Here is a 24,698-nt window from a genome sequence, read left to right as displayed (position 1 = left end):
GCCAATCACTGTGTACATATCTGATCAGAATTCTCATATACCAATGTAGGTTAGGCGTACTAATTAGACCAGTAAAATGGGGCTATAATTGCCATTCATGCTATTTATTTTGACTTGTCATAACATTCTGTAGGTCTATTGTGTGGAGGATAAAAACAAAGCTATCAAAGGGATCTACGTTCTCATAAATGCATTGGACAGAAACCCAAATCAGGAAAATAGAACGAAGGGAGACACCTCGTTAATTCTCCATCCAATATTTCTGATACAATCCTGTGAAAGCCCACTCAAAATTCGCGCTGAAGGCGAGGATATGACAGAAAGAAAACTAATAACCGTGCTAACCGATGTGTGCGAAAGCGTAAAATCTACCAATAATGGATTTGTTTGGCTAACTCACGTAGGGCATTGGAGAGCGCCGCAAGTGATTGCCGTGTTTAATACTGAGCAGGAGAAGCAGCGGGCGTTAACTAATGGTTGGGATATAGACTTCATAAACCAAGTGAATATTGCTTTAGCGTCAATTAAGTCAGCACCCGTTGGTATTTATTTTGATAGCGAAGAAGAGTGTAAGAAAGTGAGTGGCGGCAATTGGGATAGGCATTTATCTAATGTTAAAAACCTTCACTGAGTTCAGGTTACGCTGAATGTTGCAAATTAAGCTAAAAACGTTTTCAGAAAGGCGAGTTGCAGGGCTTGTTACACTGGCTAGGTACTGGCCTGACGTAGGATAACGGCGGTAAAGCGCTGTTTGGCACACCTTGTTTGTGTGAAGCGTGAATTTTAAGCAATAAAAAAGCGCCATAAAGGCGCTTTTTTCGAACTCGATATCAGGCTTACTTTTTGCCCAATGCACCGAAACGCTTCTTGAAGCGATCAACACGACCACCAGTGTCAACGTTACGTTGCTTACCAGTGTAGAATGGGTGACACGAAGAACATACGTCTAGGTTGATGTCTTTACCAAGCGTAGAGCGAATGTTCATTACGTTACCACATGAGCAAGTTGCTGTGATTGCTTCGTATTTTGGGTGGATATCTTGTTTCATTGGGTTACCTCACATAATAAGGCCGTATCGCTATACAACCCGAAGTCGCACACCATACGTTACTTAATTCAAATGATAAGTCGTTCAAAGAACAGCCTATCGCAAAAGAGCGGCGCATAATAAAGGATGGCAGGGCCTTGATCAAGCGGTTTTTGGCCAAATGCTAAACAAGAGAGCTAGACAAGGCAGCCGTATAAAAAGGTAGCCGTATAAAAAGGCCAAACAAAAAACATTCCTTTTATGCTTACCTGTAAAGTATGTTTAAATATTTGTCTTTCAAGACTGGGCCAGATGCTCTAGTGGCAAAATGTGTAGCTAGCTGTTAGCAGCTCAACTTGCTGTAACGTATAGGTCTGCAAGAAGCCTCAGTATAATTAGTTTCAACATAAGAAGCTTAGTAAGCGCATTACGCGCTGTAACAATCGTCAAATAAGGTAGAACCTTCGCAATGGCCTTTATCCAAGTTGCCGTGCCAGTGCCACTGCGCCAACTTTTCACGTATACCCACGATAACGCACTAAGTGCGGGTGTAAGAGTGGTTGTGCCTTTCGGTCCGCGCAAACTTGTGGGCGTAGTTGTTGAAACCCTACACAAACCTGAAAGCGACATTGAAAACTCCAACAAGCTAAAAGCCATTGAGTCGGTACTGGACGATAGCCCTATTATAGATGGGGTGTTGTTGAAAATGGCCCAATGGCTGTGGCAGTACTATCATCATGCGCCGGGTGAAGTGCTACACGCCATGCTGCCTGTCTTATTACGCAAAGGCGAGTCAGCAGCGCCAACACCCCAAGACATGTTAATGCTTACCGAAGAAGGTAAGCAAACGACTGCAGACACGTTATCGCGGGCGCCTAAACAACAAGCCTGTTTTACTGCACTGGCCGGTGGTGCCTTATTAGCGTCCCAAGCGCGCAAGCAGTATGGCGCACCTGCGGTCAAAGCACTTGTCGAAAAGTCATTGATAAGCATTGAAGAAGTCGCGCCTGAATTTAAGTCAGGCAGTTGGCTTGCCTCGTTATCGGTGTCTGAAAAGCCAATTCCAGATACTGAGCAGTCGGTTGCCATTGCCGCACTTAATCGTCAGCAGGGCAATTTCGCTGTAAGTTTGCTTGAAGGGGTTACCGGTAGCGGTAAAACGGAAGTGTACCTTCAAGCCATCGAACCCTTACTGCGCGACGGAAAACAAGTGCTTATACTTGTGCCAGAAATTGGGCTTACGCCGCAAACGGTGTCACGTTTTGAAAAGCGCTTTGGTATTGCAGTGGGCGTTTTACACTCTCAGCTTTCTGATAAAGAACGGCTACAGGTGTGGCAGCGAGCAAGAGCTGGTGAACTCGGGATAATCATCGGTACCCGCTCGGCTATTTTCACGCCGCTGCACAACCCCGGCATGCTGATTGTGGATGAAGAGCACGACGAGTCTTTTAAACAACAAGATGGACTTCGCTATCACGCCCGTGACCTAGCAGCCATGCGGGCTAAGCAGCACAATATTCCTCTTTTATTAGGCAGCGCCACGCCCGCACTCGAAACACTTAATAATGCGCTAAGCGGTCGCTATGCCCATTTGCAGTTAACTAAGCGAGCGGGAGGGGCGAAAAGCACGTATCAGCATGTGTTGGACGCGCGTGACCAACCCATTCACTACGGTATTTCGCAAGGCTTGCTAACGATAATGCGCCAGCATATCAACGCGGGAAATCAGGTATTGGTGTTTGTGAATCGCAGAGGCTATGCGCCAGCGCTGCTTTGCCATCACTGCGGCGAAACCGTCATGTGTAAGCGTTGTGACCGCCCGTATACGGTGCATAAAGCGCAGAACCGTTTGCAGTGTCATCACTGCGGCAGCATGCGCTCAATGCCATCAAACTGCGAAGCGTGCCATCACAATGAATTAGTTACGGCGGGTACGGGCACCGAGCAAGTCGAGCAAGGTCTTACAAGCTTATTTCCCGGTGTTAAGCAGGTACGAATAGACAGCGATACCGTGCGGGGCAAAGACAAACTGCACCAGACGCTAGAAGCAATAAACCGCCAAGAGTACCAGCTGCTGGTAGGTACCCAAATACTATCAAAAGGTCACCATTTTCCGCATGTAACCTTAGTGGCGGTGCTAGATTGTGATGGCGCACTTTTTAGTGCCGATTTTAGAGCACCAGAAAAGCTCGCTCAGCTTGTAACTCAGCTTGCAGGAAGAGCAGGGCGCGCTAGTAAACCCGGTGAAATGTGGCTGCAAACTCACAATCCCCACCATCCTTTGCTACAAGATTTAGTACATAACGGCTATGGGCATTTCGCCAGACACGCTTTAATGGAGCGAAAAGCGGCAGGGCTTCCCCCTTTTATTAGCCAGTTTGTCATTCGCGCAGAAGCGACCGACAGCAGTTTGGCCTATCGCTTTTTACAAGACAGCAAGCAAGTATTTCACCAGCAGCATGCTATTGCGTTAAATGGCCCGTTTCCTTGTTTGATTGAAAAGCGGCAAGGCAGGTTTCGGTTTATGCTGGTATGCAGTCATGAAAAGCGTGCGCCGCTTCACAATGCGCTGCGTTTGGCGCTGCCATTTTTACAGGCGTTGCCACAGGCAATGAAGGTAAGGTGGTCGATAGATATTGATCCTACCGATTTCAGTTAGCTTGTTGGGTAGCAATACGTTAAAATTTCTGCAGGATTGAAGTGCAGGAAAGCTGCTGCTTCATAAAGATTTGGTATATGACGTTTTCTTACGCATACAAACAACGATAACAAGTAGGAATATTGCCGACTATGGCTCAACGCGATTATGTCTCTCGTGGACGCTCTCCTCAAAAAAAGAAGCCTGCTGGTAAAGGTAGAAAAACCGGCCAGAAGCGCTCAATCAAATGCGCAATCTAACGCCCCGGTTTCTGGAAAACTTCCTATTGTGCGCCTTGTTGGCGTATTCGCATTGGTGATTGGCTTTGGTGCATTTTTGTGGTCAATAAAAGACAATGTAGAAGACGACGTGGATACACAAGCTTCACGACCTGTAGCTCCTACAGAAGAGACGTTACCTGAGCTTCCTGAAGAAGAATGGGAGTACATTAAGACCCTTCCAGGATATGAAGTAGAAGTTGAGGTCAAAGAGCAAGAAAAATCTGACAAACGCTATTTAATGCAGTGCGCCTCGTTTAGAACCCGCGCGCAGGCTGAAGAGATGAAAGCCAAAATTGCATTCCAAGGTTTAGAGGCGCTTATCAGACACAGCACTGGCAGCAACGGCGATTGGTTCCGCGTTATTCTGGGCCCTTACGAGTCTAAGCGTGATGCAGAAAAAGCCAAGCACAGTCTGCGTAAAGTGAACATTGCGACATGCCAAATTTGGTACTGGAATTTGTAGCAGTTTATTGTAGGTAACACTTAATGCGGTGCATATGGCGCTGAAATAGCGCGTAGAGAAAGAATGCGTTTACAAGGAAGTATCAATGAGTATTGCCATCACCGAACAACCAAATTACGCCGCTTATAGCATAGAAGAGCTTGAGGACGTTCTGGAAAATATTGATAAGCAGGCCTTTCCAGAACGCTATCAGGCAGCAAAAAATGAGCTCGCTGCTAAGCGGGCAACGCTGCCACCTGAGAATAATACGGATAGCGCCCTTCAAGAAGAGTATTTTACTCGACCTAAGTGGTCTGAGCTTCATCCAATAACACGTATCAGTAACGGTACTTTTTTAGTACTTATTGGCGCAATGTTCGTAAGTGTTTTAACCGATTTTATTGTGATCAATTCTTGGCTAGACAATTCGAATTGGGCCATCGTACTTCTCACTGTTGTTTATAGCGCCTTTTATTACCTCACTATTTTTGTTGATAAACGATACGCGCAGTATGTAACTAAAGATTTGCGTGGAAAAATGACGTTATTTGGCATGCCGCTATTAGCCTTTTTCTTGTGGTTTAGTTTTGTTGATACGGCATTGCCCTACACGCTTCACTTAGCGTCCGATAAACAAGAAACAGAAAGAAAATTTGCTTATGAAAAAGGAAGCGGCTCTAAGCACTGTCGACATCCACTTTTGCTAAAAGAGAACGGTCCCCTGTCTGATGGGCGATTATGCTTAAGGGAAAGTGAGCACAAACGCCTACCGAATAAAGGATGGGTGTATGTTAAGGGCTACGAAAGTGGTTTTGGTTTTTACATTGAAGGGTATCGATTTCGCTAAATTTCAACCATGAATGCCTGCGTATTAATCACTTCAAATGCAATTAGCCCAAGCAAAATGAGATTAACCAAAACCGTTACCCAATAAACTCTCATAAATGACGATTTACTACGCTTATGTTTAAAAATCTGTTGGGCTAGCAATGCACCAGGCCAACCTCCCAATAAGCTTAATATATGCAGTTTTGCCTCTGAAACTCGCCGTTTTTCCTTTTTTGCAGCCGATTTGTCTATGCCGTAAAACAGTATGGTAAGCAAACTTACCGCGCCATAAACGATAGATACTATAAACGGTAGCCGACCTGACAATGTAAATAACGCAAGTGCACCGGAGAAAATACTCAGTACGATAACATTACGTTTTCTTTGCGAGGTTGGCTTATTGGCGCGTAAACGTTTTGCTTTGTGATCCTTGAGTAAGCTGATGTTGCAGGCGCGGTGATTACCATTTCTATCCTGCTCAACTTCATAAACAATAATGTCGCCATTAACAGGGCGCCTAGAGCGTTGTTTAAACGCTTTGATATGAGTAAACGCGCGCGTGCCTCCACCGTTAGGCTCTACAAAACCATAACCTTTAGCATCATCCCACTGTTGAATTCTTCCCTGATACTTCACTACCACTCCTTTAAAAACCATAATGTAGCGTCTTCATTGCTGCTACTTTATCTGTGCTCTATCACCTAGGCATTATTTCACTTGGCCATAGAGTGTGTTGGCGAGAGTATGCACTCAATAAATGGTGTATTCAATACACTAGCGAACACGCTAAGCCCATATAGTAGGCAGCTCAGAGCGCACATTCTTTTGTATTACCCTTGAAATTAAAAAGCCTTCCCCCACTTATTTGTTATTGAATTTGAACGCTGCTGCCTTTGCTAGACGAAAAACGCAGCAGCGCCCAGCCAAACGGGGAATTAACGTGACAACGATTGTATCTGTACGACGTGGGAATCAAGTGGTAATGGCCGGTGACGGACAGGTATCACTGGGCAATACCGTAATGAAAGGTAATGCGCGCAAAGTGCGCCGTTTATACCACGACAAGATTTTAGCGGGCTTTGCTGGTGGCACGGCCGACGCATTTACGCTGTTTGAGCGCTTTGAAGCAAAGCTTGAAGCCCACCAAGGCCATTTGACCAAAGCGGCAGTAGAGCTCGCCAAAGATTGGCGGACTGACAGGGCGCTTCGCAAACTAGAGGCATTGCTTGCCGTAGCAGACGAAACCGCATCGTTTATCATTACCGGTAATGGTGATGTTGTACAGCCAGAACAAGATCTTATTGCGATTGGCTCTGGTGGTAACTACGCGCAAGCCGCAGCTACTGCACTACTTGAAAATACAGAACTAAGCGCGAAAGAAATTGCTGAAAAAGCGTTGACCATAGCGGGTGATATTTGCGTATTCACTAACCATAGCCAAACGGTTGATGTACTAGATTACTAAGTAATAGCTGAGTGCTGTTATCGGCTTGCTGTCGCTCGTATGAATTTGAGTACAGCAAGCGCTGTTAGAAAAGGGTTTATTCATGTCTGAAATGACACCAAGAGAAATTGTTCACGAGTTAGACCGACATATTATTGGTCAACAAGATGCCAAGCGCGCTGTATCTATTGCACTTCGAAATCGCTGGCGTCGTATGCAGCTTGAACCTGAGCTGCGCCAAGAAGTTACGCCAAAAAATATTTTGATGATTGGCCCTACGGGTGTGGGTAAAACTGAAATAGCCCGCCGTTTAGCAAAACTTGCCAACGCGCCGTTCATTAAAGTTGAAGCGACTAAGTTCACTGAAGTGGGCTATGTAGGTAAAGAAGTTGAGACCATCATTCGTGATCTTGCTGATATTGCGGTGAAGATGACGAAAGAAAATGAAATGAAAAAGGTGAAATTCCGCGCAGAAGAAGCAGCGGAAGAGCGCATTTTAGACGTTTTGCTGCCTCCACCAGAAGATGCATGGGGTAATAAGGAAAACGTTGAAGATCGCGGTACGCGCCAAGCGTTTCGTAAAAAGCTTCGTCAGGGCGACTTAGACGACAAAGAAATTGAAATTGATGTGGCACTTCCGCAGGTGGGCGTAGAAATTATGGCGCCTCCAGGTATGGAAGAAATGACCAATCAGCTTCAGGGCATGTTCCAGAACTTGTCGGGTTCGCAAAAGAAAAAGAAGAAGCTGAAAATTAAAGAAGCGTTCAAACTACTTATTGAAGAAGAGGCTGCACGCCTTGTGAATCAAGAAGATTTGAAAGAAAAAGCCATTGAGTCGGTAGAGCAGCACGGTATTGTGTTTATCGACGAAATTGACAAAATCTGTAAGCGTGAGGGCAACTCGTCGGCCGATGTGTCTCGCGAAGGTGTTCAGCGTGACTTGCTTCCACTTGTGGAAGGTTCAACGGTATCGACAAAACACGGCATGGTTAAAACTGACCATATCTTGTTTATCGCTTCGGGTGCATTCCAAATGAGCAAGCCGTCTGACCTTATTCCAGAGCTTCAGGGGCGTCTTCCAATTCGCGTTGAGCTATCTGCCCTTAAAGTCGGTGACTTCAAGCGCATTCTTACCGAGCCGAATGCGTCATTAACTCACCAGTACATTGCGCTAATGAAGACAGAAGGCGTGGATATTAGTTTCGACGATTCTGGTATTCAGCGTATAGCCGAAGCGGCATGGCAGGTGAATGAGCGCACTGAAAATATTGGTGCCCGCCGTTTGCACACCGTCCTAGAGCGCCTTATGGAAGACATCTCGTTTGACGCCTCTGAAAAGAGCGGTGAGTCGTTCGTGATTGATGCAGACTACGTTAACAGCCACCTAGAAACCTTGGTAGATAACGAAGATCTGTCGCGCTTTATCTTGTAATTTAGCGCTAAGTAGAAGTTTTCCCGTTAGTTGATATGTTCAACTAACCCTTCTACATGAACAAGAATTAAAAAGCCGACGTTAAGTCGGCTTTTTTACCATTCTACTTTTTCCCAATGGTCTTCGACTTCTTCAAGACGAATTATTTTTGCAGCTTCTTCCGCTTGGGTATTTGCTAGTAAATCAAGAAAGTAACTTACGGGATTATTCTTCTCTTGGCTTTCCATGTATAAGGCTCTTAAGGCAGCATCTGTTGTCCGTGGAATTTTTGTTTGACCTTTCTCATAACGCGCAATGGTCTGTTCATCAACACCAAAACGATTCGCCAGCATTTTTTGAGAAACATTTAGTTCTACACGTAAGAATTTAAACTCATCATGAGCAAGAGGCTTGTTGGTATTAACAATTGTCTGTGCTATCGCACTATGAAGACCGTTCATATCGTCAATGCTTGTATATTCTTCACCGTCTACAACTTCAACGGTAACACCGTTTTTCAGGTATACATTTGATAACCCGCTTTCAGTGTAATGGTACATTTTACCCTCTCTACTTATCCATACAGTAATTAGAAATGACATTGGACTATCATGATGATTTTTAAGTGCAACAGTGAGTTCGATAACTTTGCCCGCAGCTAAACCTTTCAAATTAAATTTCCAGTCTCCAGAAATATCAAGATATGGCCCCTCTCTAAATACTGAGTGCTTACTTTTTAATAAAGTGATCACCTGACCTGTAGTGATTCCTCGCTCATGCATGCGCTGTTTAACATGTTTAGTCCACCGAATCCGGTGAGTATAGTTTTCTGCGAGGTCATTCATTATTTTTCTGGCAGTTTCCTCTGTAAGAGGGAATTCATTAATTCCTTGGGGATTGTGATTAGCCATGAATGCCTTTTGAAATTCATCCTATCATATTGATAGGATGTTGGGGTATTGTCAATGATTGCGTAAAGGCTTCTAAACAATCGCAAATTTGTTTTGGAAACCCAATTAGCCTCTAAACGTCCTGCTTGCTACTACGAAGTCTTTACCAGCAGTGCTACCAATTTTTCTGTTATATCTAGACCGGTATCGTTCTCTACTTTTAGGAAGTAAGGGCTGGGGTTTGCCTCTAGAAAAAAGTATTTTCCCTTCGCACTTTTACGCCAGTCGATTGCACACCAGTGCATACCTAATGCTTTGCATATTTTGATAGCTAACTGCTTAACGTCGCTGGGCACTAGGGTCACCGATATGCTCGCATTGTCGTCATTCCTGTAATCTAATTCACTTGAGTCGATTTGTACGCTGAGTACGTCATTGCCAAGCACATAGCTTCGTACATTCACACCCGCTATATATTTTTGAAAGGTAACAGGGCGCTCACCTAAAAGCGTATTAAGTAGTGGGCGCATGTTTGGTTGTTTATTCACAAACTGTGCGGTACGACCGCCGCGTACGGGCTTGTAAATAACGTCTCGCATATTGCTACAAAACTGCGAAGCAACCTCGGGTGCATTGCCAACAAAGGTGTAGGGAATATGTGCTCCTAGTTTGCCAGCAATACGCGATTGATAAGGTTTACACTGGTGGCTTCGAACAGCGTCGATAGAGTTCACCCATTTAATGTCGCCATAGCTGAACCAGCAAAGTAGCGTACTTGCTCGCTCTTGCTCAACCCACCCTGCGTTTTCTAGCAAAGTAGATTCACCATCATGAGGTCTATCACCTTGTGTTTGAGCATCTGCACTGGCATCGTTTTTAGCATTATCACGAGGGGCTTTTAGCGGTATGCCAGGTAGGTACTCATGCCAATAAGCGGCCTGGGTATTCGAGAACGTAACTCTAGGTTGGTCGCAAAGTGAAGGCGAATTGAAATGAATTAGCCCGTCATCGAAGTCAGGGTCATAGCTGATCTTCCAAGTAGAACCAAAATGTTGCGTATTGGCGAAATAAAAGGGCGTGTTATTTTGGTGAAGTGCTTTGGCTATATGTTGAATTTGTGGGTCTTGCTCACTGCCTAGTAGTGCGACGTGCATTTGCGTTCCTTGCTAGCGTTGTAAGTGTTCAAAGAATCTAGTAGCCCTTAAAGCAACACATGGGATACTGCCTAAACCGTATCCATGTGTTGACTTTGATAAGCGGTAAGTTACGACAAAATATCAGGTAGTTTGCCGCCGCCTTCACCAATAGCCATGGTTATGTAAACGGGCTCTTTAGGTGTTGGACCGACTACCGGCACACTTTCACTTAGGCGAGCTCGTAGTCCGCCGGATACCTCAAATAGCTGAGATTCAGCAACGGTAGCAAGCTTAGAATTTGCTGGTTGGTTCTGAGTTAATGGATGGTTTTTCATAATGTACGCTCCTTGTAGTGGCGTGGTGAGTAATGAAGTGGACACGCTTACAGCGAAGCCACTTCTTGGTAAAGGGTTCTAAAACAGCAGGCAATAAGCACAGAACGGTTGCTAATGTTGAGCTTTTTGTAAATGTTGGCGCAGTGAAATTTGACGGTCCTTTCACTGATGAATAGCTCTGAGGCAATAACCTTATTTGAGCGTCCTTCCATTATTTTGTGTGCAACTTGTAGTTCGCGTTTTGATAAACAGTCAATGGGGATAACGCTGTTCCGAGCGGTAATGCCGTTCGCATCTATTTGCATGCGTTCAGCTGCTGTCATCAATACTGCGGGTTCTCTGATTTCATGTGTTTTCATAGTGTTTCTCCGTGTTTACCTGATGTTGCGCTTCCTGTTACTTCAGTGGGAGGGCATAGATGTAAGTTGCCGTTTTCCAGACGATAAACCTTGTCTGCCATGGCAATTGATTGAGGGCGATGTGCCACAATAATTCGCGTCATATTTAGAGACTTAAGGTGATGATTTATCTGAGCCTCGTTTTCCATATCTAGGTGACTGCTTGCTTCGTCTAAAAATAAAATGTCTGGCTCTTGGTAAAGCGCTCTTGCAAGAAGCAGACGCTGTTTTTGACCACCACTTAAGCTGCTACCCATATCACCGACCAAGGAGTGGTATTGCATAGGCATCTGCATGATGTCTTCATGGATACAGGCAAGCTGAGCGACGTAAACCATTTTCTTGAGGTCGGGAGCTTCTTCAAAACAACAGATATTTTGCGCGATGGTGCCGCTTAAACAGGTATCCTCCTGAAGCACTGACGCGATGACTGGGTTTGTAGAGCTTGGGTGTTCGATATTGCCTTCTGAAACAGGGTACAGTCCCATCAGGCACTTAAGCATTGTGCTTTTTCCACAGCCGCTATCGCCTGTGATTGCGACGATCTCTCCGCGATGTACCGAGAACATTAGATTTTTAAACACCCACGCATTGGTTTCACTGTAGCGATAACTGAGCGCCGTCGCTTTAAGCGCTACAGGGCGAGTTTTGGCATCAAGAAGCGAGGGCGTACTTGCGCCATCAGGCGTTAAAACGTTAGGTGCAAGTGAGTTGGACGTGGATGAGTTGGGGACGTCTGCATAACTAAAATGAACGTTTTGTTTTTCAAATGTATCGTCCTTAGCTTTTAACGACAGAGGCTTATGCTGTGATGGTGTAAGTAAAATGTCGCTTAAGCGGTTGAAGTGAACACCTAACATACTAAGCTCAATCAGCTTGTTAACCACGCCATCTAATGCGCTGACAAAGCGAGCTTTGTACGCCATAAATGCCAGCAGCATCCCTATCGAAAGGGTTCCTTCCATAACCAGGCTGGCACCAATATACACAACGACCAAATTTTCAGCGCCAAACAATAGCTGATTGGTCAGTGCGCTGCCTATGTTGATTTTTCCAAGAGTGATGTCTTTGTTTAGCGTGGCGACAAGCTTGTTTTGCCACTGCCCGTGGCGCTGTACTTCTTGGCTGTATACGCGAATAGGTAGGATAGCGCGTACGCTTTCCATAAAGTGACTTTGTTCTAATGCTGCAAGCGCAATGCGTTCAGTGGTAAGACGTTTAATAAACGGCAGCAGTCCAAGACGAACGGCGAGGTAGGCAAGCATGATTGCCACTACAACAAGCGTGAGTTTGTGAGAATATAAAATCATTACTGCTAGTGTGATCACTGCCATAAGCCCGTCTAACAGCGCAGTAACCAGGCCAGTGGTTAGGAACTCACGAATACTCGCCAGTGAGCCAAAGCGGGATACCACATCGCCAATATGTCGCTTGTCGAAGTAGTCCAACGGAAGCGATAATAAGTGCTTAAATACCGACGCCGACATTTGAAGCTGAAGGCGAGACGACACCGACAGAATAACGAACTTTCTTATCCCGCTAGTAAAAGTTTCTATTATTAGTAGCAGGGCAAACCCTATTGCCAGCGCTTTCAGTAATGCATCGTTGTTGTAAATCAATACATCATCTACGACTGTTTGCATGTAATAGGGTGAAGCAAGTGCAAATAACTGCAACACAATCGATAACGCGAAAAGGGTTAGAAGATTGCGCTTAAACCCTGTTGTTCGAGTGAAGAATTGACTAAGACCCAAACGTGGCGCGGACTTCTTGGGACTAAATGTGTCGCTAGGCGTGACCTCAAGTGCAATACCGGTAATGTACTTCGACGCCTCAGAATAAGTGAGTTTTCTTTCTCCAAGCGCGGGGTCGTGAATGGTAAGGGTTTTTCCCTTCACTTTAGTTAACACAACAAAGTGATTCATGTTCCAATGTAGAATTGCAGGGCAAGATAATTGCGCTAAGTGCTCCATTTCTATCTTGATGGCGCGGGTTTGGAAACCCAAATCACTGGCAATGCGCATTACGTCTTTTAACGTAGTGCCTCGTAGCGACACAGACACAGTCTGACGTAGAGCATTTAGATCACGTTTATCAGAATAGTACTGCGCAATCATAGTCATACAAGCAAGTCCACACTCAGCTGCTTCGCTTTGCAGTACAACGGGCACACGCTTTTTTGTATAAAGGATTTGCGTTGAAAGTGGGTGTGTAATGTTCATCATGATTACAGCTTCCCAGTAATGCTATACAGTGGTTCCATTAACCACTCCATCAACGTACGTTGACTTAAATCTACGTCTGCAGAAAATGTCATCCCAGCTTTCAGTGAAATATTGTTTCCATAAGCCAATATTTCTTTTGTATTTAGCGTTGCAGTAACAAGATAAGCGGGTTCACTAATAGAAATAGGGATGTCGGTAAGCTCACCAGGTAGCACCAACGAAGGTGAAATGTTCACTATCTCCCCTGACTGCACACCAAATTTTTGATAAGGAAATGCGTCGTATCGAATATGCAGGGCTTGGCCTTTGCGTAAAAATCCAGCAGACCGCACGGGAACTGCAATACGCGCTTGAATGTCGGCATTTTTAGGCAGTAAGGTAAGAAGCGGGCGAGAGCTATCGATGGTATATCCCGCCTTTACTTGAAGGCCGGATATCACGCCATTGTGAGGCGCATAAATCGTTTCTTCTGCGTTACTCTTGTGACTTACTATTTGCTGCGTGAGATCGCTCAAGGTGTTCTCCACGTTTGCCATTTCATTGGCCTGCTGTTGAGGCAAAGTGGCAAGTTCATGGTGGAGAGCAGCGATATTCGCCTTTTCGTCATTTTGGTCTTTTTGGGCCAACGTAAGCTGTTGTTCGGCGGTCAATCTTTGTAGCGTATGGTTTTCATAGTCTGCTTGGCTAATGTGCCCTTGATTAAGTAAGGTTTGCGCTTTCTCCCACTGCTTTAGTGCTAGTGCCCACTGGGTTTGCGACAATTCAACGATGGCGTCTAAAGCCGTTAATGCTCGTTTGGCTTGGCTCAGTTGTTCTTCTAAGCCTTGTCGCTGCGCTCTATGCAACACATCAAGACGTTGAATACTTTGACGTGTTCGATGCTGCTTTGCTTCAAGCTCAGCGAGCAACTGCGTGCTAACTTTATTACCTGATGCATCATCGCTACTGTAGTTGATCTTAATTAGCGGCGCGCCCTTACTCACTAATTGACCTTCACTGACCAATACATCAAGTACTTTGCCGCGCCTTGCATCGGCATAGAGCTTAAAAACGCCATGATTGGGTTCCAGCCATCCACTCACTGATGCCTTTCGTGCGTAGCTTCCCGTATTTAGATAAATAATCACTGCCAAAATCCAGACCACAAGCAGGCCAGCTATTGCAGAATAAACAGGTTTTGGGGTCATTAAAAAACGTCCATCAACAGCATTTGATTGCTCATCAATGACTTCCTTTCTAAACAGTCCTGTTCTCATCTCCATTCCTTTTTTGTTTATGCATTTGCGTTGCGGTGCTTATCTAACTTTGTTTGGGTCACGTTAAAGGTATCTGGCCGCCACTTCCGTTTAGGCTTTTTCTCCTTGGCATCACAGTCCTTGACGCCTCCGTTTTGTTACTACCAGATACCTTGTGGTCAACATTACTGCGGTGACGGTGTTCACTTTAGGTGGGTTGGGAACTTGATGAATTACTGCTAAGGTCTATATTTCAGTAGCACACGGTTTCACTGGTGTTGGCGCATTTTTGAAAGCGGCTGGCTCAAATTTAGAAGTGATTCAGACACAAATAATTGCCAGTAAAATACAAAGAAGTCATAGAACTGTATAAAGAATGTGCTATAAAAAACAAAGGAATATGAAAATAACACGGTAAGAACACACAGAAGGAAGCCTCATGTTTGTGCCCAGCATACTTTTAAAGCAACTCTATACACGCGCAAGTCTTACGAAGACAGATAAAGGCTTATCTTTTTCTCTGAAAAACAGATTGAAAGACGCAACCATTAAAGAAGTAAAGTGGATATCTCTTGATGGCGAAAAAATTCCAGAGCATAAAATTTCACTCCAGTTAACTCCCGACTCCAGTATTTCCGTAGAAGCATTAAATAAATCAGACGGAGAGCCCTTTGGCTTGCGTCAAACCATTACCGTGCATTTAGATATTGATGAAGCGCCGTGCCCAGAAAAGCGAAAACTGGGTATTTGCTTTTCTGCTTCGCCTTTTGGAAAGCTTAAATTTGAAGTGGAAGACAATATTACTGCGCCAGGACAACGCAGCGCTTTTATTCCTCGTGACGACATGGATGACTACGGCGAAAGTATTATTAAAACACGCCAAGAATATTTCGAAAGCGCCACCGGAAAGAAAATTGATCACGTAGGTAAGTACTCAATCGATCCGCAAGCACTTAAGGGGAATATTGAGCATTTTATTGGCGTGGCGCAGGTTCCTATCGGTATTGCAGGGCCGTTGAAGATAAACGGAGAGCATGCACAAGGGGAGTTTGTCGTGCCGTTAGCGACAACCGAAGGTACACTGGTGGCATCGTATAACCGAGGCATGAAGCTGCTTAACATGAGCGGTGGCGTAACGGCAACGGTCGTCGACGATGCTATGCAGCGAGCCCCTGTATTTATTTTTGAAAATGCACGGGGTGCTAGAGATTTCGTTAAATGGATTAAAGCAAACTTTGAAAAGATTAAGGAAGAAGCAGAAGCGACCTCAAGTATTGCTAAGCTGACGTATATCGACCATTTCCTATCGAATAAATTTGCGTTTTTGCGTTTTAACTTTAAGACCGGTGACGCAGCGGGTCAAAACATGGTTGGCCGTGCTACCTTCGCAGCATGCGGGTGGATACTTGATCATTATGAGGGGATAGAGAATTTCTACCTTGAGTCTAACTTTGCTACAGACAAAAAGGCCTCTCAAATAAACATTATGCGTACCCGTGGTAAACGGGTGACAGCTGAAGCCACTATTAAACGCGAACATTTATTAGAAGTAATGCGCGTAGACCCCAAACAGATAGATTATCACGGCCGTGTAGCTGGCGTAGGATCTTTCTTGTCTGGTGTGAATAACACGGGTCTGCATTCACCAAACGGTATTACTGCTATGTTTATCGCCACAGGGCAGGATGTTGCAAACGTATCTGAATCGTCGGCGGCAATGATGTATTCAGAATTAACAGACGACGGTGACCTGTACGTGTCTATTACCATTCCATCGCTCATCGTAGCGACGTATGGCGGTGGTACAGGAATAGGTACACAGCGCGAGTGCTTAGAGTTGCTGGATTGCTACGGGCGAGATCGCGTGTATAAATTTGCAGAAATTGTGGCGTCTGTGGTGTTGGCTGGAGAGATATCACTAGCATCAGCCATTAGTTCGTCAGACTGGGTGTCGTCACACGAACAGTATGGCCGAAACAGATAAAGCCTTGGCCAACGAGGCGATTCATCGGCCAATAGAGACTAAAAATATTGGCCGATGAAAGCGCCGCGGTTTCGCTTCGCTACCGCCTGCATAAATGCACTAAAGCGCTGTGCGTTTCCATTACTTCGGCTAAAGCCTACGCCGTGTATACGAATAACAGGCTGTCCATTGGCACCTTGGTTAGCTTGGGTAATCTGACTTACAATCTGATCTAAATTCGGCCTTTGATAATCATCACCAAACACATAAAGACTCACGCGCCCCTTGGTGTTTTTATACAGCTTGATGGCTTTAAGGATCCCCGCTTCAGGCTGACTCGCCCCTCCTTTAAAGCTCTTCATTTGGCTCATTGCGGTATCTCTCATTGTTTGTCTGTCATCTAGCCATTGCCCAGCTCTACTGGAAAACATAAAGCTTCCGTCAGCAGACATAATCTGAAAACCTTTCATTTTAGGATGGTTTTTTAAAATGTCGTTTACGATGGTGATCACGCGATTCCAACCACTGCCAGAGGACATGGAACCCGAGTTATCGATAGCAAAAATAACGTACTCAGCATCGGTGGGAATTCCACCAACATCATCGTCAGGGGTATCTGTCGGATTCGGCGTATTTAACATAGCGGTTGCTTGGCGTATTTCGTTACGCAGCGACGAAGCTTTGTCTTTCAGTTGATTAATGGTTTGTTGTGCGCGTGGTATCGATGAGTCTAAATTGTCTTTCTGTTCCGTGACGGAAGCAGTTTTGCTTTGTGCTGCTTTCAGTTCTTGTTGCTTATCTGACAACGCGCCTTTGAGCGTTTCCACATCTACTTGAGCCTGTAATACCTGGTCAATAAGAACGCTTACGTTACTAGGGCCGCGCTCGGTGTCTTCAGTGCCGTTTTTGGCCAGAAGCACCAGCATGACTACGGCGCCGAAAGCACAGGAAATTATGTCGAGAAAGGCAATGTTGAATACCTCAACGGGAGCTCGTTGAATTTTGCGCATTAAGGCCACTCCGGAGCAGGTGATAGGAAAGTGCCGCTTGTTGCGCGGGTCCATTCCCAGTACATAGGTGAAGCAAAAGGATCGCCCTCAATGGGCAGCAAAATCACATTGTAATGCACGCCTTTCTTAGCGCGCTTAACGGTTTCAACAAATAAGGTCTTACGGCAATCTGATGAAATTGACTTTTTACTGCTAATGAAGCTTTTGCAGCTCATAGGTAGTCCGTCACCCAAGGTAGGAAGGCCATCGGTGACAATATACACATCGGTGATGTTTGGGTTAGCCTTAAATAAAATGCTTAAACCTTCTTGAAGGTTTGTTCCTCCATTGGGGACGACAGCACCGAGGTCTTTAACTATTGCGTTCATCGAACCGCTGACTTTGGCACTATTTACATCACGAAGGCCTAGTGTGGTAGCGGTGTCTGAAAAAGTCACTACGGTGACTCTTGATTCTAAAGGAACACGCGCGAGCATCCATTGGGCTACCCGTTTGGTGCGTATCCACTTCGGCGTAGAGACTTTCTGGCTATCACTCAACGCTAACTTGCCTAAAATATCCACCAAGTTATCGCCCATCATTGACGCACTTTTGTCAATTAGCAGACCTATTTCTGGGCCTTCTATTTTCATGCCAGTGATGTAGTTCTGTTCGCCGGTACCTTGCATTTGAATGTTGGCTGACTTTTCTACTTCTTTAGACAATGCGGCTAGCTGGTTTTCAAGATCAGCCACTACTGCCATTTCTGTAGACATGTCTTGCAGTAGTTTTGACTGGTCTTGCGTTGTATCTGCTTGCGCTTGCTGAGCATCGTCTTGCTTCGCCGACTCAAGGGCAATTTTATCGTTTAACTCGTCAATCGACTTTTTGAGTTTTTGTTGTTCTTGCTCTGCGGCGGCGAGTTCCAGCTCTAATTTTTCTTTCTCTTCAGTTGGTGTAGGTGTAAACGCTTTAAAGTCGACCAGAATGAAAATAAGAATAACCGCGCCAAGGCCACAGGCCATAACGTCTAAAAACGCCAGGTTAAATCCGTCTTCGGCTTTACGCACTTTAGGCATTACTGTCTCGCCTAATTAGTTGTGAAGGTGTGACAGAAGGTGGTGTTCACAAGACTCTTGTGTGCGAATTACCATAGTGTCTTGGCGACCATTTAACAGGTGCATTAACAACATTAGAATAAGCGATATAAAAAGCGCGACGAGCGTAGAGTTGAACGCAACGCCTAGCGAAGCCGTCATTCCCGCTATATCACCATCTAGGGCTGCGTCTGCTTGCGCAAGGGCTGCGCCAATACCGCGAACAGTGCCAACGAAACCAATCGAAGGAATAGCCCAGATTATGTAGCGAATCACGTTATTACCACTTTCAAGCTGAGCAGCAATATTTTCTACCGAAGCGTGGATTGCATCGGCAGCATGCTGCACGTTCTGTGTGTTTTTAAAGCGTCTAATGCAGTTTATCCACGTGCTGTATGCGGGGGTGTCGCTATAAGATGAAGACGAAAGCTCATCTAACGCTTTATCTACATTTAGTGGCGTATCTTTGTTGTGCTCAGGCAGTAAGTCTCGTGAGTAAATCTCTTCTTCATCCAGCAGCTTCCAAAGTTTGTAAACCATTAGGAAAATGCAAAACAGCATCAGCGAGATACAAACCTGTTGCTCGATATCTTTAAGAATAACCCAGAAAGAGGATAGGGATGCTGTGCCAGCCGTTGCCATGACTTTTTCGGCTGCGGGGCGAATGACACCGGCAAATAGGAAATGTACCAAGGCAAATATAAATAGAAAGACCCCGCCACTTACAAGAAAGCTGGGGTTCATTGACAACGTATTCTCTTTATTCATCATCATTCCTTGATAGTTAAATGTTAGTTGGAAAGTCTTGCGGCGAATCTAACGATACAAAGTACGCACTTGCGGTGCCCGCAATGGCCAACAATACTGCAGCAATGATCAGTTTCTTTTTCATATTAATTCTCGTATCTCGCTATGCGAAAGCCTATATCGTCAGCAGGTTCAGTCTCACCGCTGCGCACGCTTGCGCGAATATTTTTAAGCCGACCCGTTTGAAACGACGCGCCTTTTACTACGTGTTTACCTTGTCCAACAGGGCCTAGGTAGTCGGCAAAAGTACCAGACTGGTTTGATGGTGAATTCTGGTAAACATCGTGGACCCACTCACGCACATTGCCATCTAAATCGTAGAATCCACCGCGTTCAGCTTTGAACGAACCAACAGGGGCTTTGTCGGCAAATCCGTCATCGTAGTCTTTTAAAATAAAGGTCTGTTTCCCAATTAGCGACGCATCAGCGAAGTTGCCTTGCTTATCGCGAAGCCTAAATTGATTACCCCAAACAAAGATTGTTGGTGATGCTCGGCGATTCATTTTTGCAACGAATTCCCACTCGGCTTCCGTAGGTAAACGATAGCCTTTCGAGGTTTTATCAATACCGGTTACTCTGCCATTTTGAACAACATAAAACGGTGTTAATCCTTCCTTCTCGCTTAGCCAATTTGTAAACGCAACCGCATCACTCCACGAAACATTCGTGATCGGTAGCTTGCTGCTAGGCCCTTTCCCTGCGAACGCGGCGAACTGCGCCTGAGTAACCTCGTGATTAGACATCCAGAATTTACGCGAAAAAGATACGTCTCTTTGCGTTTCATTACGCTGGCGATCCTTTTCGTTTGCAGGGGAGCCCATAGTGAAGGCTTTGGGTGTAACAAGCGAAAGTTGAATACCCAGTGTATTTGCAAAAAGCGGCTTACCTTCACGCCGTCTTGCTTCAAACTCTGTAAGCATATCAGCGTGTACTTTCACCGGCTTGTTTGCACTAGGTGTAATAGTCTTGGTAACACTGCGATATCCTTCACGTTCGAATGTTACTGTGTGCGGTAAAGCTTGAAGCGTTAAATTAAGCGGCGTTTGACCTTTAGACGAACCGTCGATGAAAACTTTTGCACTTAACGACGCGCTTATATTCACTTGTCCTCGCTCTTCTTGAAGGTTGAACGTAAGCGCTTTGTTCTCGCCGGGAGCTAGCGTGATCCGCTGGCTTTGTGAAATAAATCCGGTTTTTTCATACTTGACGATATGTGGCGTATTCGCATCCACACGAGATCTTGTATCAGTCGGTTTATTATTTACTGTAAGTACGCCGCCCTGAGGGTCTGTCGAAACTGTTATCTGTGCTTGAAGGGGTTGAAGGTTGTAGTTTCTTGTCGGGTTAGGGCGTTGGCTAGTGACTTCAATGGTGTCTTCCAATGGCTCTAGCCCTGACTTCGTCACGACAATTTCGTACTTACCGCCATTCATATTAATAGAAAGTGGCGTGACACCCATATCTTTACCGTCAAGGGAGACATTGGCACCAGAAGGGCTTGAGTTTATGCTAATTGCGCCCTTAACTGGAGAAAGTGAAATAACTTGTTCAATTTCCTGCGCGATATCTGCATCAAATTGGATCTCACCCGTTTCATAATGCGGATGACTGGCGCTCGCTCTGTAGCTGCCCTTTTTTAATTCCGTTACGTAGGTTCTCGATACCGCTACTTTCTCAGCGTTTAAATGCCAGGTTATTTCACTCAACGAAGGGGAGGTTGATAGGGTGACTTTTGCCGGTAAAGGAACGAGCGTAACATTAATAGTGCTTGGCGAGTTGTTGTTAATAACAACCGTGGCGTCTTGATATTTTGGGGCCGAAACCTGGACTTCAGCATGGCTACCAAACACGTAAAGCTTGTCACTAATGAACATCGCACTACCACTTAAAACAGCAAATTGCGGATTTTGTGCTGCACGTTCTGGAGAAACTGCAAAGGCATAACCTTTGGTAAGAAACAGCCAGCCAAAATAAACAACGAGAACGGCGGCCAGTCCTATTAATGAAGCTATAGCAACGCCCTTTCTTCGCTTCTTTCCTTTGGCAATGGCGTCATCAATACTGCTCACTAGATAGGTCCTTATACTTTTTCAGTACATACAACATGTACTGATAGGTTGGTGTCTGACGGTGAAACTACAATCTCTTGAATGGTTGAGCGATAACCCTCGCGGCTACCTTCAATGCGATATGTACCAGGTTTCAGCTGTATGGTTTTTGTTTTTACTTCCCCCACGAGGCCTACTCCAAGTACCTTAATATAGGTATCGTTATCCGACGTTATTGTTACGGAACGGGGCTGATTGATATTGTCGATCACTTGCTCAAGCGAAGATATTTGGGCACGCAGTTTTGCGCTCTTTTCTGCATGTGAACCTGCTCGCGCAATGTCTTTAAGGGCTAGATTTCTGACGTTGGTATCCGATAAACGTTCTGGCCGCCTTTGGTAAGCGCTCAAGCTTTTTTCTGCATCGAGTATGGCTTCGGCATTTTGTTTTGCCTCAAGTAAAGCAGGGCTGGCTGGAAAGCTAGCGAGGCCTTTATTAGCTAGCAGCTTTACGGTTTGCCATTCATCTGCGCTGACAAACAAGGCGACATGATTTTCAATTTTCTGCTGCTCTTGTGAAGCAATTAAAGACGCGAGCTTTTTACTAATGGTGGCAAGCTCACTGCTTGAAGCTTTTAGGCTCTTGGCGTCATTTAGGAATTCTGCGGCAGCAGGGTAGTCACCTTGCTCGATAGCTCGATTTGCCTGAGCTAGCAGCGTATCAAATCGGCTGTCTTGCAATTGCCGGTTAATAGCATCAAGTGCTTGCTGTGCGTCCTTACGGGCAGGATCTAACTGTACTATTTTTGCGTACGCTTCGCGCTGTTTGCTGATGTTGTTTTCGACCTTACCAATGCGTGCCTGCTCGTAGGCGTCTTGCACCTCGTCAAATACATCAATGCGTTGCTGCAAAATGTTAGCTTTTTCGAAATCAGGGTTTATCGTTAACGACGTTTTGTTTAGGTTAAACGCGCTTGAAATATTCCCGTTATTGAAGGCAAGGAGGGCGTCTTCATAAGGTTGAGTGTAGGCGTTTTCGTAGTCAGTATTTATTGTGTCAACTGAGCTCTTTATATCATCCAGTGCATTCATAACTGCGCTGTAGTTGGACGCGCCATATTCATTAAACGCGCTATTCAACTTGCGCTCAACTTCACTCGCTTTTTCTAGGAACATCTGGGAGTGTGAAACGCGACTAACCAAGTCGTTTACACTTTGTTTTGACTCGCTAAGCGCCATTTGAAGGGCTTTTCGTTCTTCTTCATTAACTTCCGCAACGGGTGTGGATTTTGCGGTTTGGGGTACTGCTGTTGTGTCATCCGTGGCGTCCGTAACGTTCGATGTGACAGTAGGCATATATGAGATAAGGAGCACGCCTGCGACGCCTATCAACATGACCAGTGAAAAACCGAGCAGTGACTTTTTTATGAGTGCCTTTTTCTTTGCTCTGCTTTGCTCTATTTGTTGCTCAACGCTTGGCATGCGTAACCCTTTACTCTCTAACTTAACAATAGAATAGATATCTTATTTAATGGTTTTGATAACACCAACGACTGGGCTTATAGCGCAGTCATTGGTGTGGATTCCATGTCATAGATATCTTTAAGGCGAGCGCGAAGCTGGTAGTATTGTTCGCTTGCTGTGCCTTGAAGCTCAATTCGTTGATTGTCTATTTCAACAATTTGATCGGCTACCTGAATATCAAGGTTTTGACCCATTTCATCGAATAGATCCCGTTGGGCGTGAAGCTCTTTGTTAGTTTTGATTGCTTCGCTCAGTGTACCAATTGCGGCAATACCAGCACCTGCAGCGGCTACTTGACCAGCCGTTGAGCTAGAGTTAGAGCCTAAAAGCACTGACGCGACTGCGAATAACCCTGCCGTGACTTGTTGTGTGGTGCGCTCTGCTTCAAGTTCTCTGATTTTCTTGGCTTCAGGAAGTGTCTCTTTCTGGTACTTACGGTATGGCTCTTCAGTGGTTACCCAAAAAGAATCATAGGTTTCTTGAAGGCTATCTATAAATTGTTCATCTTTTGCCTGTATGGCGCGCACGCGACGAAGCATTGGATCGCTATCTGAAGGCGCACTTACTAGCTCAATCTCACCTCTTCTGCCTTGAGTAAGGTATTGGCTAAACGACTCAGGGCTATACATTTGTGCGTAGCGCAGGTCTGACACCATTTGCACTTCTTGCTTGTAGGCATCGGATTTCTTTATAAGCAAATCATAAACGAATTTTGCAATTTGCTCGAAAACTGGGCCGTTAGGGTTTTCGCCGCGAGACATGGCATCGCGATACCAGCCTTCACTTACGCGGTATTCAAATTCTTCTTCACCCCATACTGTGTTTTTAGCGTCCATCACTTTCACGCCAATTTCTACAGTTTCAGTATCTGAGTAATTAATTTTGCCCAGCACGTAAACATCGGCAAGTGCAGAAGCATCTGGCGTTACGTTAATGCTGCCGAAAGATTTGGTTTCACCTAGGGCTTCTTTGGTTGCTATCGCAAAGCGGTTAGCTTCTAAGCGACGCACTTGAGGCCAAATCCCTTCCTCTTCTATTTCATCGTAATCGATAGTGCCATCACGTTCTGTTGGAAAGCCCGGGTCAAATACAGGTATGGCAACATCCATGTAAATTTCGGAGTTGTAGTTGTAGGTATTTTTTTGTGCGCCTAACGCCTGACCGCCTCCTGGGCCTACCATAGATGGTCCTACACTGGTGACATTAGTCTGCGTTGAGCCACATCCGCTCAAGAGTATAAACGATGCTGTTGCGACCACGGTAAATAGGGCCTTGGGTTTAAATGAAGACATATCCTTTCCTTCCTCTGATTTTTTATTTACAACCGTATTGCTCTTTTAATGCTTGGAAATGCGCCTTTTCAGACTCAGTTGTTGCTCCTTGCAAGCCGGCAATTACGGCGTCACATACCGCTGAACTTCCACCTTTCGCTTGTCCTCCAACAGACTGTTTTGAAGGATCTGAACTTGAAGTGGTTGTTTGTGTATTCGTCGATGATTCTTGAGACTCAGTGCTGCTTTGTGAGCTAGACTGCCCAGCGCCTGCCCCCGAAGATGATGTGCTCGAGGTATTACCCGCACCAGCGCCTTGCCCTGTACCTTGACCCGCCGCGCTAGCTACGCTTTGTGCGCTCGATTGCGCCGCTGCGTTCATGCATTCTTCGCTTTGGTTTAGCGCGCCAAATAAGGAGTCGTCTAACGCTTGTATTTTCTCCGCTTCTGTCATCGTAGATAGATCTTGTTCGCCAAAATCGAGAACAGCGCAATCTTGATAATAGGTAGGGGCTTCGCTCGTTTGAGCGCCAGCTGAAGCAAAAATGAGTGCGTTAAGCAGTAATGCTAGTGGCAAATAATACTGCATGGCGAATAAGTCCTTTTAATCTGATTTGGGGTGGTTCATATATTACCCTCCATCCTTAACGCAGTTATACCACTCTTTTACTTAAGACTAAACTCAGTTTTAAACATGCACAGGTAAGTT

General features: G+C 45.3%; 21 protein-coding genes and 2 pseudogenes. 7 read left to right on the top strand and 16 right to left on the bottom strand.

Annotation, left to right across the window (positions count from 1 at the left end):
• The first annotated feature begins 313 nt into the window (after nucleotides 1-313).
• Nucleotides 314-631: a hypothetical protein gene (locus KUL49_RS15900; RefSeq protein WP_039226843.1), complete on the top strand. Its 318-nt coding sequence runs from the start codon at nucleotides 314-316 to the stop codon at nucleotides 629-631.
• Nucleotides 632-836: 205 nt separating this feature from the next.
• On the opposite strand, the gene rpmE is transcribed toward KUL49_RS15900, so the two are convergent.
• Complete coding sequence (rpmE, locus tag KUL49_RS15890; RefSeq protein WP_014977577.1) at nucleotides 837-1,049, bottom strand: 50S ribosomal protein L31; 213 nt, start codon at nucleotides 1,047-1,049, stop codon at nucleotides 837-839.
• A 448-nt stretch (nucleotides 1,050-1,497) separates the two neighbouring features.
• Here rpmE and priA point away from each other — a divergent pair, with 448 nt between their 5' ends.
• From priA to KUL49_RS15875, 3 genes and pseudogenes are all read left to right on the top strand, one after another.
• Nucleotides 1,498-3,687 (top strand): primosomal protein N', encoded by a 2,190-nt coding sequence (priA, locus tag KUL49_RS15885; protein WP_131137918.1) that lies wholly within the window; start codon nucleotides 1,498-1,500, stop codon nucleotides 3,685-3,687.
• Nucleotides 3,688-3,818: 131 nt separating this feature from the next.
• Nucleotides 3,819-4,410 (top strand): annotated as a pseudogene (locus KUL49_RS15880) (SPOR domain-containing protein).
• A gap of 85 nt (nucleotides 4,411-4,495) precedes the next feature.
• Nucleotides 4,496-5,236: a hypothetical protein gene (locus tag KUL49_RS15875; protein ID WP_131137917.1), complete on the top strand. Its 741-nt coding sequence runs from the start codon at nucleotides 4,496-4,498 to the stop codon at nucleotides 5,234-5,236.
• Here the strand turns inward: KUL49_RS15875 and KUL49_RS15870 are convergent.
• Nucleotides 5,233-5,853 carry a DUF1294 domain-containing protein gene (locus KUL49_RS15870; RefSeq protein WP_242633857.1) on the bottom strand — a complete coding sequence of 207 codons (621 nt, stop codon included), beginning with the start codon at nucleotides 5,851-5,853 and terminating at the stop codon, nucleotides 5,233-5,235. The two genes, KUL49_RS15875 and KUL49_RS15870, sit on opposite strands and share 4 nt — an antisense overlap.
• Before the next feature lie 304 nt (nucleotides 5,854-6,157).
• On the opposite strand from KUL49_RS15870, the gene hslV reads away from it, so the two are divergent.
• Together hslV and hslU are read left to right on the top strand one after the other, a co-directional pair.
• Nucleotides 6,158-6,682 (top strand): ATP-dependent protease subunit HslV, encoded by a 525-nt coding sequence (gene hslV, locus KUL49_RS15865; RefSeq protein WP_014950969.1) that lies wholly within the window; start codon nucleotides 6,158-6,160, stop codon nucleotides 6,680-6,682.
• 82 nt (nucleotides 6,683-6,764) lie between these two features.
• The gene (gene hslU, locus KUL49_RS15860) at nucleotides 6,765-8,093 is read left to right on the top strand and encodes an HslU--HslV peptidase ATPase subunit (protein WP_014950968.1); all 1,329 of its coding nucleotides are present in this window, start codon (nucleotides 6,765-6,767) and stop codon (nucleotides 8,091-8,093) included.
• 95 nt (nucleotides 8,094-8,188) lie between these two features.
• Here the strand turns inward: hslU and KUL49_RS21460 are convergent, their stop codons facing one another.
• The 7 genes and pseudogenes from KUL49_RS21460 to KUL49_RS15825 all read right to left on the bottom strand — a co-directional run bounded on the left by KUL49_RS21460 (nucleotide 8,189) and on the right by KUL49_RS15825 (nucleotide 14,312).
• Nucleotides 8,189-8,632 (bottom strand): DNA-binding transcriptional regulator, encoded by a 444-nt coding sequence (locus KUL49_RS21460; RefSeq protein WP_014950967.1) that lies wholly within the window; start codon nucleotides 8,630-8,632, stop codon nucleotides 8,189-8,191.
• Between the two features lie 30 nt (nucleotides 8,633-8,662).
• Nucleotides 8,663-8,917, bottom strand: a pseudogene (locus KUL49_RS21535) (DUF4258 domain-containing protein); the annotation flags it as partial.
• Nucleotides 8,918-9,114: 197 nt separating this feature from the next.
• Complete coding sequence (locus tag KUL49_RS15845) at nucleotides 9,115-10,116, bottom strand: RimK family alpha-L-glutamate ligase (RefSeq protein WP_131137916.1); 1,002 nt, start codon at nucleotides 10,114-10,116, stop codon at nucleotides 9,115-9,117.
• Between the two features lie 110 nt (nucleotides 10,117-10,226).
• The gene (locus tag KUL49_RS15840) at nucleotides 10,227-10,433 is read right to left on the bottom strand and encodes a hypothetical protein (protein ID WP_014950964.1); all 207 of its coding nucleotides are present in this window, start codon (nucleotides 10,431-10,433) and stop codon (nucleotides 10,227-10,229) included.
• Nucleotides 10,434-10,480: 47 nt separating this feature from the next.
• Nucleotides 10,481-10,792, bottom strand: coding sequence for a helix-turn-helix transcriptional regulator (locus KUL49_RS15835; protein WP_014950963.1), 312 nt, complete (start codon nucleotides 10,790-10,792; stop codon nucleotides 10,481-10,483).
• A complete protein-coding gene (locus KUL49_RS15830; protein ID WP_131137915.1) occupies nucleotides 10,789-13,056 on the bottom strand; it encodes a peptidase domain-containing ABC transporter in 2,268 nt (755 codons plus the stop codon). The genes KUL49_RS15835 and KUL49_RS15830 overlap by 4 nt, the downstream gene beginning before the upstream one ends.
• A gap of 2 nt (nucleotides 13,057-13,058) precedes the next feature.
• The gene (locus KUL49_RS15825; RefSeq protein ID WP_075177843.1) at nucleotides 13,059-14,312 is read right to left on the bottom strand and encodes an HlyD family secretion protein; all 1,254 of its coding nucleotides are present in this window, start codon (nucleotides 14,310-14,312) and stop codon (nucleotides 13,059-13,061) included.
• A gap of 418 nt (nucleotides 14,313-14,730) precedes the next feature.
• Here KUL49_RS15825 and KUL49_RS15820 point away from each other — a divergent pair, with 418 nt between their 5' ends.
• Nucleotides 14,731-16,275, top strand: a complete 1,545-nt coding sequence (locus KUL49_RS15820; protein ID WP_039226763.1) for a hydroxymethylglutaryl-CoA reductase — start codon at nucleotides 14,731-14,733, stop codon at nucleotides 16,273-16,275.
• 38 nt (nucleotides 16,276-16,313) lie between these two features.
• Here the strand turns inward: KUL49_RS15820 and KUL49_RS15815 are convergent, their stop codons facing one another.
• The 7 genes from KUL49_RS15815 to KUL49_RS15785 form a co-directional block, all read right to left on the bottom strand.
• A complete protein-coding gene (locus tag KUL49_RS15815) occupies nucleotides 16,314-17,264 on the bottom strand; it encodes a VWA domain-containing protein (RefSeq protein ID WP_014977566.1) in 951 nt (316 codons plus the stop codon).
• Nucleotides 17,264-18,322 carry a vWA domain-containing protein gene (locus KUL49_RS15810; protein WP_039234006.1) on the bottom strand — a complete coding sequence of 353 codons (1,059 nt, stop codon included), beginning with the start codon at nucleotides 18,320-18,322 and terminating at the stop codon, nucleotides 17,264-17,266. The genes KUL49_RS15815 and KUL49_RS15810 overlap by 1 nt, the downstream gene beginning before the upstream one ends.
• Nucleotides 18,323-18,337: 15 nt before the next feature.
• Entirely contained in the window at nucleotides 18,338-19,108 is a 771-nt protein-coding gene (locus KUL49_RS15805) for a MotA/TolQ/ExbB proton channel family protein (protein WP_014977564.1), read from the bottom strand.
• Nucleotides 19,109-19,233: 125 nt separating this feature from the next.
• Entirely contained in the window at nucleotides 19,234-21,216 is a 1,983-nt protein-coding gene (locus KUL49_RS15800) for an SUMF1/EgtB/PvdO family nonheme iron enzyme (RefSeq protein WP_131137914.1), read from the bottom strand.
• A gap of 11 nt (nucleotides 21,217-21,227) precedes the next feature.
• Entirely contained in the window at nucleotides 21,228-22,676 is a 1,449-nt protein-coding gene (locus KUL49_RS15795; RefSeq protein ID WP_131137913.1) for a hypothetical protein, read from the bottom strand.
• Between the two features lie 77 nt (nucleotides 22,677-22,753).
• Nucleotides 22,754-24,010 (bottom strand): hypothetical protein, encoded by a 1,257-nt coding sequence (locus KUL49_RS15790; protein ID WP_014950954.1) that lies wholly within the window; start codon nucleotides 24,008-24,010, stop codon nucleotides 22,754-22,756.
• A 22-nt stretch (nucleotides 24,011-24,032) separates the two neighbouring features.
• On the bottom strand, nucleotides 24,033-24,578 hold the full coding sequence (locus KUL49_RS15785; protein ID WP_039233996.1) for a hypothetical protein: 546 nt from the start codon (nucleotides 24,576-24,578) through the stop codon (nucleotides 24,033-24,035).
• Between the last annotated feature and the right edge of the window lie 120 nt (nucleotides 24,579-24,698).

The sequence above is a fragment of the Alteromonas sp. KUL17 genome (assembly GCF_006538305.1).
Taxonomy (GTDB): domain Bacteria; phylum Pseudomonadota; class Gammaproteobacteria; order Enterobacterales; family Alteromonadaceae; genus Alteromonas; species Alteromonas macleodii.
This window is presented reverse-complemented; position numbering and strand designations above follow the sequence as displayed.

Excerpts from the sequence above, each read along its gene's own strand:
- KUL49_RS15900 (WP_039226843.1), top strand. The coding sequence starts at position 314 with ATGACAGAAAGAAAACTAATAACCGTGCTAACCGATGTGTGCGAAAGC.
- rpmE (WP_014977577.1), bottom strand. The coding sequence starts at position 1,049 with ATGAAACAAGATATCCACCCAAAATACGAAGCAATCACAGCAACTTGC.
- priA (WP_131137918.1), top strand. The coding sequence starts at position 1,498 with ATGGCCTTTATCCAAGTTGCCGTGCCAGTGCCACTGCGCCAACTTTTC.
- KUL49_RS15875 (WP_131137917.1), top strand. The coding sequence starts at position 4,496 with ATGAGTATTGCCATCACCGAACAACCAAATTACGCCGCTTATAGCATA.
- hslU (WP_014950968.1), top strand. The coding sequence starts at position 6,765 with ATGTCTGAAATGACACCAAGAGAAATTGTTCACGAGTTAGACCGACAT.
- KUL49_RS21460 (WP_014950967.1), bottom strand. The coding sequence starts at position 8,632 with ATGTACCATTACACTGAAAGCGGGTTATCAAATGTATACCTGAAAAAC.
- KUL49_RS15845 (WP_131137916.1), bottom strand. The coding sequence starts at position 10,116 with ATGCACGTCGCACTACTAGGCAGTGAGCAAGACCCACAAATTCAACAT.
- KUL49_RS15840 (WP_014950964.1), bottom strand. The coding sequence starts at position 10,433 with ATGAAAAACCATCCATTAACTCAGAACCAACCAGCAAATTCTAAGCTT.
- KUL49_RS15835 (WP_014950963.1), bottom strand. The coding sequence starts at position 10,792 with ATGAAAACACATGAAATCAGAGAACCCGCAGTATTGATGACAGCAGCT.
- KUL49_RS15830 (WP_131137915.1), bottom strand. The coding sequence starts at position 13,056 with ATGATGAACATTACACACCCACTTTCAACGCAAATCCTTTATACAAAA.
- KUL49_RS15825 (WP_075177843.1), bottom strand. The coding sequence starts at position 14,312 with ATGAGAACAGGACTGTTTAGAAAGGAAGTCATTGATGAGCAATCAAAT.
- KUL49_RS15820 (WP_039226763.1), top strand. The coding sequence starts at position 14,731 with ATGTTTGTGCCCAGCATACTTTTAAAGCAACTCTATACACGCGCAAGT.
- KUL49_RS15815 (WP_014977566.1), bottom strand. The coding sequence starts at position 17,264 with ATGCGCAAAATTCAACGAGCTCCCGTTGAGGTATTCAACATTGCCTTT.
- KUL49_RS15810 (WP_039234006.1), bottom strand. The coding sequence starts at position 18,322 with ATGCCTAAAGTGCGTAAAGCCGAAGACGGATTTAACCTGGCGTTTTTA.
- KUL49_RS15805 (WP_014977564.1), bottom strand. The coding sequence starts at position 19,108 with ATGAATAAAGAGAATACGTTGTCAATGAACCCCAGCTTTCTTGTAAGT.
- KUL49_RS15795 (WP_131137913.1), bottom strand. The coding sequence starts at position 22,676 with ATGCCAAGCGTTGAGCAACAAATAGAGCAAAGCAGAGCAAAGAAAAAG.
- KUL49_RS15790 (WP_014950954.1), bottom strand. The coding sequence starts at position 24,010 with ATGTCTTCATTTAAACCCAAGGCCCTATTTACCGTGGTCGCAACAGCA.
- KUL49_RS15785 (WP_039233996.1), bottom strand. The coding sequence starts at position 24,578 with ATGCAGTATTATTTGCCACTAGCATTACTGCTTAACGCACTCATTTTT.